General features: G+C 35.8%; 14 protein-coding genes and 1 tRNA gene. 3 read left to right on the top strand and 12 right to left on the bottom strand.

The window, feature by feature from the left end:
- Positions 1 to 7: 7 nt before the first annotated feature.
- The 9 genes from LNTAR_RS05805 to LNTAR_RS05770 all read right to left on the bottom strand — a co-directional run bounded on the left by LNTAR_RS05805 (position 8) and on the right by LNTAR_RS05770 (position 7,005).
- Complete coding sequence (locus LNTAR_RS05805; RefSeq protein ID WP_007277721.1) at positions 8 to 688, bottom strand: hypothetical protein; 681 nt, start codon at positions 686 to 688, stop codon at positions 8 to 10.
- Position 689: 1 nt separating this feature from the next.
- Positions 690 to 2,222, bottom strand: a complete 1,533-nt coding sequence (locus LNTAR_RS05800; RefSeq protein ID WP_007277720.1) for a hypothetical protein — start codon at positions 2,220 to 2,222, stop codon at positions 690 to 692.
- Positions 2,223 to 2,366: 144 nt separating this feature from the next.
- Positions 2,367 to 2,537: a hypothetical protein gene (locus LNTAR_RS27100; RefSeq protein WP_007277719.1), complete on the bottom strand. Its 171-nt coding sequence runs from the start codon at positions 2,535 to 2,537 to the stop codon at positions 2,367 to 2,369.
- Positions 2,534 to 3,112 (bottom strand): RNA polymerase sigma factor, encoded by a 579-nt coding sequence (locus LNTAR_RS05795; protein WP_007277718.1) that lies wholly within the window; start codon positions 3,110 to 3,112, stop codon positions 2,534 to 2,536. The genes LNTAR_RS27100 and LNTAR_RS05795 overlap by 4 nt, the downstream gene beginning before the upstream one ends.
- A 70-nt stretch (positions 3,113 to 3,182) precedes the next feature.
- Positions 3,183 to 4,898 (bottom strand): serine/threonine protein kinase, encoded by a 1,716-nt coding sequence (locus LNTAR_RS25220; RefSeq protein WP_007277717.1) that lies wholly within the window; start codon positions 4,896 to 4,898, stop codon positions 3,183 to 3,185.
- Between the two features lie 145 nt (positions 4,899 to 5,043).
- Entirely contained in the window at positions 5,044 to 5,655 is a 612-nt protein-coding gene (locus tag LNTAR_RS05785) for a recombinase family protein (protein WP_007277716.1), read from the bottom strand.
- 255 nt (positions 5,656 to 5,910) lie between these two features.
- On the bottom strand, positions 5,911 to 6,387 hold the full coding sequence (locus LNTAR_RS05780) for a hypothetical protein (protein ID WP_007277714.1): 477 nt from the start codon (positions 6,385 to 6,387) through the stop codon (positions 5,911 to 5,913).
- Between the two features lie 80 nt (positions 6,388 to 6,467).
- Positions 6,468 to 6,824 (bottom strand): hypothetical protein, encoded by a 357-nt coding sequence (locus LNTAR_RS05775; protein WP_007277713.1) that lies wholly within the window; start codon positions 6,822 to 6,824, stop codon positions 6,468 to 6,470.
- Positions 6,817 to 7,005: a SymE family type I addiction module toxin gene (locus LNTAR_RS05770; RefSeq protein WP_007277712.1), complete on the bottom strand. Its 189-nt coding sequence runs from the start codon at positions 7,003 to 7,005 to the stop codon at positions 6,817 to 6,819. Before LNTAR_RS05770 ends, LNTAR_RS05775 begins: the two co-directional genes overlap by 8 nt.
- Positions 7,006 to 7,560: 555 nt before the next feature.
- Here LNTAR_RS05770 and LNTAR_RS05765 point away from each other — a divergent pair.
- Positions 7,561 to 7,800, top strand: a complete 240-nt coding sequence (locus LNTAR_RS05765; protein ID WP_007277711.1) for a hypothetical protein — start codon at positions 7,561 to 7,563, stop codon at positions 7,798 to 7,800.
- A gap of 2 nt (positions 7,801 to 7,802) precedes the next feature.
- On the top strand, positions 7,803 to 9,176 hold the full coding sequence (locus LNTAR_RS05760; RefSeq protein ID WP_007277710.1) for a site-specific integrase: 1,374 nt from the start codon (positions 7,803 to 7,805) through the stop codon (positions 9,174 to 9,176).
- Between the two features lie 107 nt (positions 9,177 to 9,283).
- Here the strand turns inward: LNTAR_RS05760 and LNTAR_RS05755 are convergent.
- Positions 9,284 to 9,365, bottom strand: a tRNA-Leu gene (locus LNTAR_RS05755).
- A 359-nt stretch (positions 9,366 to 9,724) separates the two neighbouring features.
- Here LNTAR_RS05755 and LNTAR_RS05750 point away from each other — a divergent pair.
- Entirely contained in the window at positions 9,725 to 10,105 is a 381-nt protein-coding gene (locus tag LNTAR_RS05750) for a transposase (RefSeq protein WP_007277709.1), read from the top strand.
- A gap of 351 nt (positions 10,106 to 10,456) precedes the next feature.
- Here LNTAR_RS05750 and LNTAR_RS05745 read toward each other — a convergent pair whose 3' ends face one another.
- Positions 10,457 to 10,966 carry a transposase gene (locus tag LNTAR_RS05745; protein ID WP_274377919.1) on the bottom strand — a complete coding sequence of 170 codons (510 nt, stop codon included), beginning with the start codon at positions 10,964 to 10,966 and terminating at the stop codon, positions 10,457 to 10,459.
- Between the two features lie 290 nt (positions 10,967 to 11,256).
- Complete coding sequence (locus LNTAR_RS05740) at positions 11,257 to 12,738, bottom strand: ISNCY-like element ISLar7 family transposase (protein WP_007277707.1); 1,482 nt, start codon at positions 12,736 to 12,738, stop codon at positions 11,257 to 11,259.
- Positions 12,739 to 12,921: the final 183 nt, after the last annotated feature.

Here is a 12,921-nt window from a genome sequence, read left to right as displayed (position 1 = left end):
GATTAAGTTATTGTTTACCTAAAATACTTGGATTTCTATCCCCAGCCAATCGTTGCGGCCTTATGCCATTTTGCACTATCATATTAACCATATAATGAATTGAGCATAACCAAGCATAAATAAAATAAGTTAAAATTGAAGAGATGACATAAGCCCAAGTATAAGTAAAATATTTACTTTCTATAGCGGTGATTTTAGCATTGTATTCATCAATTAACCGTTCGTTATAATTAACTGCGTTGCCTAAACTTTTTTCATAATATTCAAGTTTGGTTATAGCTTCTTTTTGTCTCGTAACATGTGGTCTACTTTTGATTTTAAATGTAGACCGATATTTCATTAATTTCTTAAGTTCTATTTCTTCATTATCAATTATTTTTTGTGTTTCTGCGATCTTCTTTTCTAAATTGGCAGTATCTTTCATCATGTAAATGGTATCCTCCTGATACCTTTTAAAGTCTAAATCATATTCTTCTTCTGATTCATAATCGTTTCTTAAAGGCATAACCAAATCAGGTCTGTCTTCTGCAAAGAAAGGCTTTGCATGATCCTTAATATATGATTTTTCTTGATCATACATTTTATAAAGGTAATAACCACCATACCCCATAGATACTACGAACATTAACAACAAAAGCCATTTTGAGATGTTAACTATTCTAAAGTTGATACTTTGTGCGATGTCCATATTATATATCCTCAGATTTAGCTTTGATATTTTTAAGAAAATTGTACCCTAGCTTTATCTCGTAGTCGGTGATAGTCTCTAATTTTAAATCAAAAGGTTCTGGTTTATACCTGGTTAATTTATTGTACCACTCTCTAAGATACTTTAATTCATTTTTAGTATCAGTTATGGATTGAGTAAGCTTATGACTTTTAAGTAGAATCTCATCTTTCTTTTTGAGTTCTTCTTTTAAATTTATACTTTGAATTCTACAGTATTTATCTATAGCCTTATCGTAAGTATCTTGATAAATTTTAAGTTCATACTCCTTGGGCATATCTCTTCTGTATAATAAATGAGGTCCAATTCTTACGAAAGTAGTAGATATATCTCTAAGAGTTCCAGTATATTTAAAACGATAGTTACGTATTTCTACTTTATCGCCTTCTTTAAGCATTTTGTTGATTTTTATAAACTCTTTTTTAAAATCATCTTGAGCATTTTTTACTGCTTCAATACGTGCTAATTCCTTCATTGCCTTAAGATCTTTATAATCTTGAACAAGTTGGTTATATTTCTTAGTGTGAGTACTGCCTTCTTTTCGAATTGTTTCGATCCAGTGTTTTTGATCGTCTTTTATTTTTAAAAGATTTACATAAGTATTTCGAATAAGGTTTATTTCCTCATGGCTTATCCCTTTTAATTTTGTTGATGTATAAAAAACTTGCTTTGCTGATATACAAGAGTAATCAATGTATAGAGAGTCCCAGAAATCGTCTGATTCTTTTTTATTAAAAGCTGTTAATGAGTTACGAAGTGCGAGCTGTTCGTTAGCTCCAGTAGATAAAAATTGAATTTTAGCCTTGGTATTTTCGAGTGTTAATTTAGTTATACGTTCTTCATTTTTACGTTTGACTTCAATTAGATGTTGAGTATGTCTTTTTTCGACATTAGTGATGAGTTCTTTTTGATTATTAACAACTTCCATAATTATCTGGTTATTCTCATCTAACTTTAGTAAATTTTGAATATCAAACTTTGAAACATCTACTGGCAAGGAAGCCATTTTATATTTCTCTGTCTGATTTTCTCTATATTCAGATTCTATAGGAGTTAGATAGTTTGTTAAATCATTAATTTTTTCAATCTGTTTTAGATATTCAGATTTTCCATAGTACTTAGTTAGTATCATTAAAGAGCTATTAGTGATGTTTTCAAAAACCTCGAGTTTGCCATCTTTGTTAAAAGCGAAAAAGATACTATAAATTGATGGGTCTTTAGTACTGACCATTTTTACAATAGTGTACTGAGCATCTGAATGAGTTGAAAAGTGATTAATCATCTCATCAAATCTCATGAACGTACTAGTTTTACTTTCAATCTTTTTCATGATATTTGTAATGTCAATATCACGAATATCTTCAACTACAGCATTAACTCTTTGTTCAGTATCAACTACTTTTTGTTTAGCAGTTAATTCCTTTTCAGAGCTACATGATACAGTAATAATAGATGAAGTTATGGCTATGAAAAATATATTAATTAATTTTGTCATTAGATAATCCTAAATTTTTTGTTACGTGTTCCTAGAAGAGTAGGAATGTTTTCATTTAATAAGTCACATAGTAAGTGAATGGAACCACGATTTTCTGTGGATACATTTCACCTGTATTATTAAGCTGAAACTTGGAGGGATGAACTACTTTTTGAGGAAGTTAATCTGTTTTTGCAGGTCTATATTGGCTTCTGTTTCAGCTAGAGCAGCTGAGCATTGTTTGCAGCGCTTGATATGTTTTTTAAGGAAGAACTTGTTCCAAAGAAATTTACCTGAAGCTAGGTCTTCGAGTTCTTTATATGTGATGTGTCTCATAGTTCATTCTCCTTTAGAGATTGTACTATCTGCTGAACCTTTTTGAGAGTGCGATGTTTAGCGAGGTAAACAGCATCTACTGAGATTGATAATGTTTTAGCGATATATTTTGCTTCAAAGCCTTTAACAACGCTCATCTCAAAGATTTGGTACGCTTCTTCACTAACCTGAACTCTGACTTGTTCAATGGCTTCATTTAAAACCATCTCTTGCCATGCAGATTCCCATCTATTTTCTAAATCATTTGCAGAAGAAATAAGAGAGTCTTTGTGATCTTGATAATCTTCGCCGATCGGAGGGCGCCTTCGCATAATATCAAATGCCCGTCGATCAATAATAGTTTTAAAATAGTTTCGGAATTTGCCTCTGCTCTTATCAAAAATGAATTTTTCCTTGGATTTGAAAAGACTAAGTAGGGTGTCCTGTATAAGATCATCAATCTCTTTACTTGATAAACCTCTATCTTGACCACGCATAATAATTAGAGGGCGGTAGTCTTGGTCAAATTGTTCCCAAGAAATTTCATCTCCTTTAAGGACTTTGGCTATTAATGAATGACGGGTTGTGAACGACATGATATCTCCTTGTGTTTTTAACCCATCTCGGAGATTTTTTTAAAATCTTGCAAAGTTTTAAGAAAAAAGTTCATTTTTTTTCTAAAAGCATCGGAGCAATATATTTTTCAGTTCGGTATTTCAATATCTCACCTGCTTTACAGTATTTCGAATAAACTGTGAATGTAGTATGCCCCTCTTTGGTATTTACAGGGAGCTCTACCTGCCAACCTAAATTCAAGAATTCTCGTTGAGTAATCATTTCTTGTCGGAGTTGGGGATTAATACTTCCACCGCCACCCCATCGGTCTGTTACAAGTAAATAGACAGTTCCTTCATTTTTTACTTGAAAATTAGATATGCCTCTATGAGCCATGTTTTGAGTAAATGACCAGCCATTAAATCCATTAGGTATATCCTTCCAATGCTGGTTGGTACGATTAGTAAAGATTTGTGAGTCACTGTCAAAAGGCATCCATTTACTAAGCTGATCAATATCCTTAGATTGAGCTGCAATATCTTTATTTACATAATTTGTTTTCTTTTTAAGTGTTTGCTGCCTAGCTTTGTTAATAGGTCGATTCAAGCCCTGAGTTCTGGAGGCCTTATTATCATTTCCTATTTTAATTTCAGCAGGGTTGTCTGTCTTTGTAACTCTATTTCTAAATGTAGTTGGTTTGTTTTGAACTGGAGGTTCTTCTTCGCTCAATACAGGATCTTTTCTTACTTCTTTAGTTTTTTTATTGGTAGGTGGGAGCTCAGTTATGCTTTCAGTTTCTGTAGTTATACCTACTTTAGAGACTCTGTTTACAGCGTCAGGAGATTGTTTTTGAGGTGGGGCTGGTTTATCCGAGAATAGTATAAATAACAGAGGTATGACGATGGCAACGATTAGAGATGAGATGAGCAATTTAGTTTTGTTGCTTGAAAGTGCTTTTGTGTTTTCAGTATAATCCTGTAAACAATTGACTTGTGCATAGAGGTCATCTCGAAGTAATTCTAAATCTAATATAAGTTCACTGCAATTCCGGTATCTGTTCTCTGGGTTTTTCTCCATCATTTTTAAAATGACACTATTCAAAGAATGACTTATCTCCTCATAACGTTTATTTGGTGGTATTAACCTTTCCTGTATATGTTTTAGCATAACTTGAACAGGCGAACATTCCTCACTCGAGAAAGGAGTGAAACCAGTAAGTATATGATAGAATGATGCACCTAGAGAGTAAATATCGGATTGCTTAGATACATTTTTTGCATTCATCGCTTGTTCTGGCGCAATATAATGCGGTGAACCTAAAGCTGTATTTGTGACAGTTAAGCCACTGGAGACTGAACTTTGATTTTGAAATTTGACAATTCCAAAATCAGTAAGTACAGGATCGCCAAAATCATTAATCAAAATGTTTTCAGGTTTAATATCTCGATGAATTATGCCTTTGTCATGAGCAAAACAAAGTCCAAGCGTAATTTGATAAATAAGTTCCACGGCCTTCTCAGGATGAAGTTTTCCTCCATGATTTTTCATTAAATCAGTTAAAGTCCCTGTAGAGGCATACTCAAATACTATATAATCCATACCACTCTCATTACCAAAATCGAGCATTTTGACTATGTTGCGATGCCGAAGCTTGAATAGTGCTTTGATCTCCTGATCAATACGCTGGCTTGTATCGTCTAGGTCAACATGAAAAGTTTTTACCGCAACATTAGTGTTTGAATCTAAGTCTACAGCAAGATAGACTTCTCCCATTCCACCTCTGCCTAAAAGTTTTTCAATTCGGTATTTATCAATGTAATCAATCATACATTAAGTTACCTTATTAAGGTGAGATTCAAATATCATATTATTCATAAAAAGCTTCAGAATGATAATTACTTCATATAAAAATTAAAAATGTTCAATAAAAAGAAGAGTGGAGAGAATAAATCATCCATACTTCTTATAAAAGCTACTCTCGTAACTTTCGGCTTTTTATAAACGAGGAGACGGTGCCGGGGTGAACTTCTAGCAAACGACTCATTGAGTTTATTGAGATCCCTTTGTTCAGGTAATCTTTGATAATGGACTCTTTGCCATCGAGCACGGATTTGGACGTGGAGCCTTTTGGGCGACCAAGTACGACACCTTGTTCGCGGCGGTACTTTAAACTTTCTTTAATACGCACACTCAACATTGTCCGCTCTAACTCAGAAATCATTGAGAAGACCCAAATCAAGACCTTAGACGACATGTCATGATCACCATTGATATCAATATTTTCTTTGACCAGAATAATACGGACTTTACGATCGATAAGACTTTGGATCAATTGAATAACTGAAATAGTTGAACGACCTAAGCGACTTAGCTCAGCAGCAATAATAGTATCTCCAGAAACTAGCTTATCATTCAGTTCCTTGAGCTTTCTCTCGTCTACAGCCTTTTTACCACTGATCGTTTCGGATAGGATAGAATCAATAGTTAGTCCTTTAGCTTCAGCGAATCTTCTGATCTCTAGTTCTTGAGCATTTATACTTTCAATTTGTTTGAGAGTCGATCTTCTTAAATAAGCATAGACCATTTTATATACCTCATTTTTTTGATTGTGAACGAAAACCCCTATGCGAATTAATGTGGACAGTAGTATCCATATTAAGAGGGGGTTTTCGTTGATGATTATGAATAATAAAAACAGTAGTTTTATATGGATGGAGAAGCTTTTACTTCTTCCGTTTATTCCTCCGAATACTCTTTACAGCTTCATACGCCACCTCAATAACTATCACGACGACACGAACAACTACTTCCTGCTTGCTCTTCGGAATTTTCCACTTCATTAAAAGAGATGCGGTGGATTCGAAAAGTAATCGCCAGCTAAGCCTGATATGAGCTGATTATCTTCTGGTGTGATTACGCCTTCGAACTCCAACATATTTAATTCATTGAATTGATCTAGCATATAACGAACTATTTCTTCTTCGGATATAAAAATCTTACCATCCTGACTATCGCAGTCACAAGTGGAGAACATGACAAATTGTTGGCTTAGGGTATGGAAGTTTAGCAGGAAGAAGAAGCTGTTGAATTCAACTTTTAATTTAGCCATGAAATCACGTACATCCTGAACCTCACATAACTCACGCGGATCGTTGTCGTAGCCTGAGACTGTTAATTCCACTTTATTCATAAAACGCTTAGCGTGATTATAAGTCATATCTTTAAAGAGCTTAATGATTCGTCTAGTTGATGATGACTCAATTTCGGTACGGCTTATACAAACAATAAAAAATTCATTCGGATTATTCTTTTTCATTAGATATACCTTTTACTTATTTGGACAAAAAAAGGGCATCACATAAGTGACACCCTTGGTGGTTAGATCATCGAGAGAGGTTATTTAACTTGAAGAGTAGATGGATCGATTTTAACACCAGTTAGTTTCTCGATCTCTAATAACTTTAAGTTTACGGTGTAAGCCCTGATTTTATCTTTTACATCCAGTAAATTATTTAAAAGCTCATCAAACATTTTTCCTTCTTCATCACCATATTGGGACCAGAAGAATTCTGAAGAAATTAGCTTTTTACCATCATTATCAAGGTAGCGCAAAATCGTGCATACATTCTTACATCGCTGATGAGTTTGCGTCTCGGTGTACTTCTTTTCTTCAGTCTGAGTTACAACTACGTCTTCATTCACTGAGATTTCATTTTGCTCTTCATTTACTTTCTCTGTGTTTGCTTTAGCCATGGTGCTGTTCCTTTTTTATTTTTGTTATGGTGATTTTATTTTTTGTGACCTTTAAGCTGTATTCATCTCCCACTGTGAATCCCGATTCAGAAAGATATTTTCCACTGAAGTTTATTCGCGGTGTGGAGTAATGCCCAAGACCGGGCTGAGATACGACCTTGAGTCGTTTAGTTATACTCATGCTGGCATTCCAATAGTTATTGATATTACCAGTGAATATATATAGACGAATATGTGCCTTTTAAGGTAGCGATTATCTATCCTGATATGCCCTGAATTTCCCCGGAGGTAACTCTTCTGCGTAAGGAACAAATCCATAGTAATTAGAGATTGTTCTTCATTGGCCAAATCGAAATTAATTATAATGATTTGGTAAGCCGAAATTTTTTACTCCCTGCTTTTTTGGAATTTCTAACAAAGGACTTAGGCCTAATGAGTTTTCACTTGATGCGTTGAGCACAAAACACCATTTACTCCCTACGTTTTTAAAATCTCTAACAAAGAGCACTGCGAAGTTAGCGATGATCGGTAGTGAACCTTACGGATCATTCCTCATTCAACTCTTGCAGTAATTCTGTCCCCCTCAGTAAAATTACTCGATATATTTTGAAGATCATTGGACCAAAAAATGAATCCTCGTTAAAAAAATCGTTGGTGATTTGAACTGAAGTTTCGGGAACCTATTCAATAACAGATGCAGCTTTTTTGAGCTTGAGAATCCAGTAGGAGATTACTTATGGATACCGACAAAAACAATAAAAAAACCACCGATGACACTCATGAAATGAGTAAGGCCGATGACGCTAGAATAACTAGTGACTCTACTCAATGTACCGAAATAACCACTCTATGTGATATAGATCAAGTTTCTGAAAAGAGTGATGATCAGTCTATAGCAAAGATGCTTGGGACATGGAGTCCAGGTCAATTGATCTACCCGACAAAGAAAAGTCAGGGACGTAAGAGAAAGGTTTAGTCATGAGTGTGGGAAGACCTAAAAAAGCTTCGCTCTATAAACCGCGCCAAACGTGGTTTTGTAAGTTTTATAATGTTGATAATATCAGATGTAATAAATCATTAAAAACTAAAGATCAGAGTGAAGCTGAGTATCGTCGAAACCAATTGGATCGTTTAACTAAAGCGAAACTTCATATAAATGATTCAAGTAATAAAGAATTAGATCCAGTCGTATATGAACTGTATTACGGAGAGAAGCGACCGTATACAGTTCCTGATAAGATCCATGATTATGCGAAGCAAGCAAAGGAAGAAGGCGATTGTGCATTCATCGCTGGACTACTAGAACATAATGCTTATCTCGAAGCTGAAGTTACTAGGTTAAAACATATTGAAGTTGAATATGAATCTTTGAAAAAAGCCACCTTAGCCAAGATCGCATCGGCAAAAGTTGTATCTATGGATATAGCCATCAATGATTTTGATAAGTATATCCGAGATAAAGTTACAGCCCATAGTGCTAAAGGTTATTTGCGCTACGCTAGAAAAATACAGGTAATGTACCCTACGAAAAATGTGGGAGATTACAACTGGGACGATATTGATGATTTCATTGAAGTGGATGCAAAGCTAGTTCAAAAAGGCAAATCACTAAATAACCGAAAAGTAAAAGTTCGTGCTTTATTATCTCGATTTTTTTCTTGGGCAGCCAAGAAGTATAGAATACCGAATCCGGTTAAAGATTTGGAGAAATACAGCAAAGATCAACTCGATATAATTTGGTATGATGTACCACAAGTAGAACGTGTCTTAAACTCTTGTGATTCTTATTGGGCAGGGATTTTAGCAACTATGGCCTATACGGGAATTGGTCCCAAAGAGTTGTCAGGAATTACTAGGAGTGATTTTGAAGAAATCCACGGTGAGTATTTTTTGTTTATTGAAGCTAATCAACATCGAGGGACAAAACGAGATAATCGTAAACGCTCCGTCAATGTAGATAAACAATATCTGTTACCACGTATCCTGAAGTTCATTGATGACAACCATGCGGGCGACGAGATATTATTTGCCTTACCAAGTGATTATAAAATCACAAGAGATATAAATATTACTCATCATGAGAAATGGGTGCCTGATGAAATAGGACGTAATGCGAATCGTGATATTTTAGCAGCTCATGGAATGAAAGTAAAAAACTTGCGAAATACTATGGGCTCACTTATGCTGCGCTCAGGTTATACAGTAGAAGAAGTTGCGGTTGTATTGGGCAATAGCCCTGAAGTCGTTAGAGCTCACTACGCAAGATTGTTATCAAATGAAGTAAAGGTTCAACTTAAGGAAGTTAAAAAGTCAGAAGTCATTAGGGCAAAAAAGAAGCCCTCAGATACTTAATTCTGGTCAACGTTTGGCAATTCTGGTCAGTCTATTCTGGTCAACGTTTTAAACGAGGCAAAGAAAAAGCCCTAACAACTTGCGTAAGTCGTTAGGGCTTAGTGTAGTACCGAAGGTGGGACTTGAACCCACACGACCGAAGCCGGGGGATTTTGAATCCCCTGCGTCTGCCAATTCCGCCACTTCGGCAAGTGATTAGCGAAAGGACAATACTTATTTTCATGGGGCTTTCAAGTTGGATTTGGTAAAAACTAGCGTGCTAGTTTTTTGATCGCTGCGCTCGTTTAGGGAACGCCAAACTAGTTGGCTGAGTTGACGCACTAAAGTGCTGAGTTTACGGACTGAGTCCTAAGTTATCGTTTGCACATTTAGACAAATAGTTTAACCATGGATTGAATAGACAGGTTGCGCTGACGCTTGGGTGGCGGCAACAAGTTGCCTTGGATTGCGCCTTCGGCTTGGGTTACAGGACACAGGTTTCAGGGGGAAGGGCATTATCCACAGTGTCTTGTCCTAATATAGGTTGTCACCTAAAATAGGAAGAACCCATGAAAGATACAATAAGATATAGTGAATCATTTAAACAAAAAGTGGTAAACGAAATCTCCAAAGGTAAGTTTATAAGCTGTGGAGAAGCGAGCCAAGCGTATGGGATATCAGGCTCTTGTACAGTAAGAGCCTGGGTCAAAAAGTATGGTAGAACAGACTTGTTACCAAAGGTGATTGAAGTGGAATCAGAAAATGATATTGATGAGATTAAAGCTCTTAAAAAGCATATTGCTGAGTTAGAGAAAACAGTAACTGAACTAGCTATAAGTGATGTTATGAATAAAGCTTACTTTGATATAGCGTGTGATAAGTTCGGTGTTTCAGATAAAGTCGCATTCAAAAAAAAAGTCGATGCGAAGCTGTCTGGAGAGTCAGAGTAGTGAACAAATCATTCACTGTTATGCAACTCTGTGAGTATTTAAAAATGAGTCGACAAAACTTCTATAAACATAGATCTATTAGTACTAAAAAAGCCTCTTCGCACTTATCTGTAAAAGATCATAGAGTCTGACGAGTTTTTAGATTAGGCAAATCAAAGATTTTGAGTATGAGATATTCTTCATCTCGGTAACCATATGCCTGCTTGTACAGCGATCTATTATAAATCTTCATATGCTGACGTATTTTGTTTCAAAAGCTAAATCCCGCTGCATGCTGCGATGTTTTGCATAGAATAGTCAGACTTACTACAGTCAGCTTTTCAAACCAATATGCAATGCATTTCAACGAAACTAAATCTTTGATACGATAAATCTTCTCAATGCTTCTTTTAAAGCGTATGTAATACCCAGTTCTGAAAACAAGGTGCAGCATTGTTTTATTTCAGCTTGAGCGGTTTCTTCAAGGTCTTCATTGTTTCTGTTAAACTTCCATCGCAGACCTTTGATTTCACCCTTGTCTTCATCTTCCAGTTCTCTGGAAATTCTTCTTCGAACTTTATTTAGCCTATCATTCATAAGTTTGATGACATGAAAGTGATCATAAACAATTATAGCATGAGGCAAATTAGCCTTAATCCATGCTGTAAAAGATGGAGCTAGATCCACAGCGACAAACTCAATATTCGCTTTACTGGATTTCAGTTTTTTCATAAAACCATCTAGGCACTCCCCCTTTTTTCCTTTGCCTACAAATAAAGTCGCCCCGCTTTTTAGATCTCGCACAATTGTCAAATAGCCTTTGTCGCCAATTCGTTTTCCCATATGGATTTCATCGATGCCAATAGAACTAATATGTTTCAAAGAGATTTTACTGTACTTCTTACTTAAATATGTTTTTTCAACAGCTTTAATTGTATGCCAGTTTAGCTTGAAATAGTTAGTGCGTGACCGAAAACCCAGTGTTTATGAGTTTGTTGATGATTTTAAGTTAATATAAAAATTCAAAATATGGTTATACGTGTCGTGCAGTCATAGTATTATCATTTTTTTAAGGCCTAGGCGTCAGAACAAAGGCTTTTTTTCTATTTATTCACTAAGTCAAGGCAGGAGAAAGTACGCCGTGAATGGCGTTTTTATTATTATGAAGAGCTTTAAGCGCTTTTTCTTTTTCTACGTAGGACTTTGATTTCTCTGGCCATGATGATAGCACCAAGATGATGGATATTACTGGCACTTATCGCCATAGCGGCATAACGTTCGAAATTAGGAGTACCCTTATCAGGGCATCGGTCAAAACCATGACTTTCAAGAGCGTTAATAGCTGATTCAACTGCGGGGTGTTGTTTGCGAGCGACGACAAAGGCCTCCTTACTTTCACGCTCTTGAGCAGCTTTATTTCGGCGACCTTTTACAGGGAGGTGAGCTCTTACCTCTAATGCTTCAATGCGGGAGTGATTATTTTGACCATCCTTATCTACCTTTGAATAAAAACCCTTATCAAAACTCATCGATGTCAGCCCAGGGTACAGCTCCTTACTTTTACGAACCATTTCAACCGCCACGTCTTTATCCTGCTCGCCCTTCATGATCCTATGGTCGAGAATAAAGCCAAACTGATCTTCAACTACACATACCTTCACGCCAAGTTCCTGACGAATCCCAGCTTTTCCTTTGCATATCCATTCTGTGTGAGGTTCAAAAATCGAATACACCTTTTCATCGGGTGAAATAGTCTCTCCATTAAGAACTCTACGACTTATTTGCTTAATGAATAAGTCCGTGTAATCCATGTTTAACTGAAGCTTGGGACACTCTTCATCTAAAGAATTCTGGAGAGTTCTTGCTTTGAGTAAATGAGCTCGAGCCACACTAAGGTAATCCTTAATTATCTCCTCTATTTCTAAGCGACGTTTTTCCTTTCGCTCTTCTTTCTTCGAGTTAGAGTGACGCATCTTGCTCAGTTTATTATAAAGGCTATGGAATTTCTTTTGCTGGCTTTTTACTTCACGCCAGCCAGTGATTTTCAAAGATGAAGCCAATTTGCCTCCGATGCTCAATACTTTGCGTACAGAATCTTTTAATAGATTCAAATCAGTGGGGAAATGAACATTCGTTTCAAAAACAAAAGAATCGCAACGACTATGTAATTCTCGTTCTTCTGGGAAAAGTAATTCATGGCTGAAAGCAACTACGAGTTTACTAATTTTATTGGCAATTTTTTTTGTAAAAAGGCTAACGTTATCGTGTATTGTTTGGCGTCCTGTAACTATGTCGACATCACAAAAAAGATCAACTCCACAGATCTCCCGAATTTTGTGATGATAATCATAGCAACTTTTGAGCTTGTCATAATCCCAATTACAGCTCAAACGCAAAGTGCCTAAAACAAAAATAACCCAGAGATCCATTCCTTTACGTCCATCATTCCAGGATGTTCCTTTAGGAACTAATTCAGACAAAACATCTTGGATTTCTTTGAGTAAAACTTTGTTTCGATAAATTTCTTGTAAACCACGAAGAGTTTTGGTTATTTCATCACGGCAGTATGTGTCGAGTCTCACTTGTTCAATTGGCGTGACTCCGAGAAGTGGGTTTTCTCCTAATTCTGCTTGTGTACTTGTAAAATTACGCATGCTATATGACACCTTGGATTCTTTTATTTTATCTGTATCCTATTGGATAAATAGTAGTTTATGATGAAGTACTATACATTTAAACAAAAGTTTTATAGGGTACTTTAATACTGTTTTCTAGAAAAACTCACAACTTATTTTCCTTATAAATTATTATACTTAAAAGACTTAGGTTCATTTCGG

The organism is Lentisphaera araneosa HTCC2155 (assembly GCF_000170755.1).
Taxonomy (GTDB): domain Bacteria; phylum Verrucomicrobiota; class Lentisphaeria; order Lentisphaerales; family Lentisphaeraceae; genus Lentisphaera; species Lentisphaera araneosa.
The sequence above is the reverse complement of the archived record's forward strand: the minus strand, read 5'-3'. Positions and strand labels throughout refer to the sequence as shown.

Bases quoted from the DNA above. Each gene is read 5' to 3' on its own strand.
- LNTAR_RS05780 (WP_007277714.1), bottom strand. From the start codon at position 6,387: ATGAAAAAGAATAATCCGAATGAATTTTTTATTGTTTGTATAAGCCGT.
- LNTAR_RS05785 (WP_007277716.1), bottom strand. From the start codon at position 5,655: ATGGTCTATGCTTATTTAAGAAGATCGACTCTCAAACAAATTGAAAGT.
- LNTAR_RS27100 (WP_007277719.1), bottom strand. From the start codon at position 2,537: ATGAGACACATCACATATAAAGAACTCGAAGACCTAGCTTCAGGTAAA.
- LNTAR_RS05770 (WP_007277712.1), bottom strand. From the start codon at position 7,005: ATGAGTATAACTAAACGACTCAAGGTCGTATCTCAGCCCGGTCTTGGG.
- LNTAR_RS05760 (WP_007277710.1), top strand. From the start codon at position 7,803: ATGAGTGTGGGAAGACCTAAAAAAGCTTCGCTCTATAAACCGCGCCAA.
- LNTAR_RS05795 (WP_007277718.1), bottom strand. From the start codon at position 3,112: ATGTCGTTCACAACCCGTCATTCATTAATAGCCAAAGTCCTTAAAGGA.
- LNTAR_RS05775 (WP_007277713.1), bottom strand. From the start codon at position 6,824: ATGGCTAAAGCAAACACAGAGAAAGTAAATGAAGAGCAAAATGAAATC.
- LNTAR_RS05765 (WP_007277711.1), top strand. From the start codon at position 7,561: ATGGATACCGACAAAAACAATAAAAAAACCACCGATGACACTCATGAA.
- LNTAR_RS05805 (WP_007277721.1), bottom strand. From the start codon at position 688: ATGGACATCGCACAAAGTATCAACTTTAGAATAGTTAACATCTCAAAA.
- LNTAR_RS05740 (WP_007277707.1), bottom strand. From the start codon at position 12,738: ATGCGTAATTTTACAAGTACACAAGCAGAATTAGGAGAAAACCCACTT.
- LNTAR_RS05800 (WP_007277720.1), bottom strand. From the start codon at position 2,222: ATGACAAAATTAATTAATATATTTTTCATAGCCATAACTTCATCTATT.
- LNTAR_RS05750 (WP_007277709.1), top strand. From the start codon at position 9,725: ATGAAAGATACAATAAGATATAGTGAATCATTTAAACAAAAAGTGGTA.
- LNTAR_RS25220 (WP_007277717.1), bottom strand. From the start codon at position 4,898: ATGATTGATTACATTGATAAATACCGAATTGAAAAACTTTTAGGCAGA.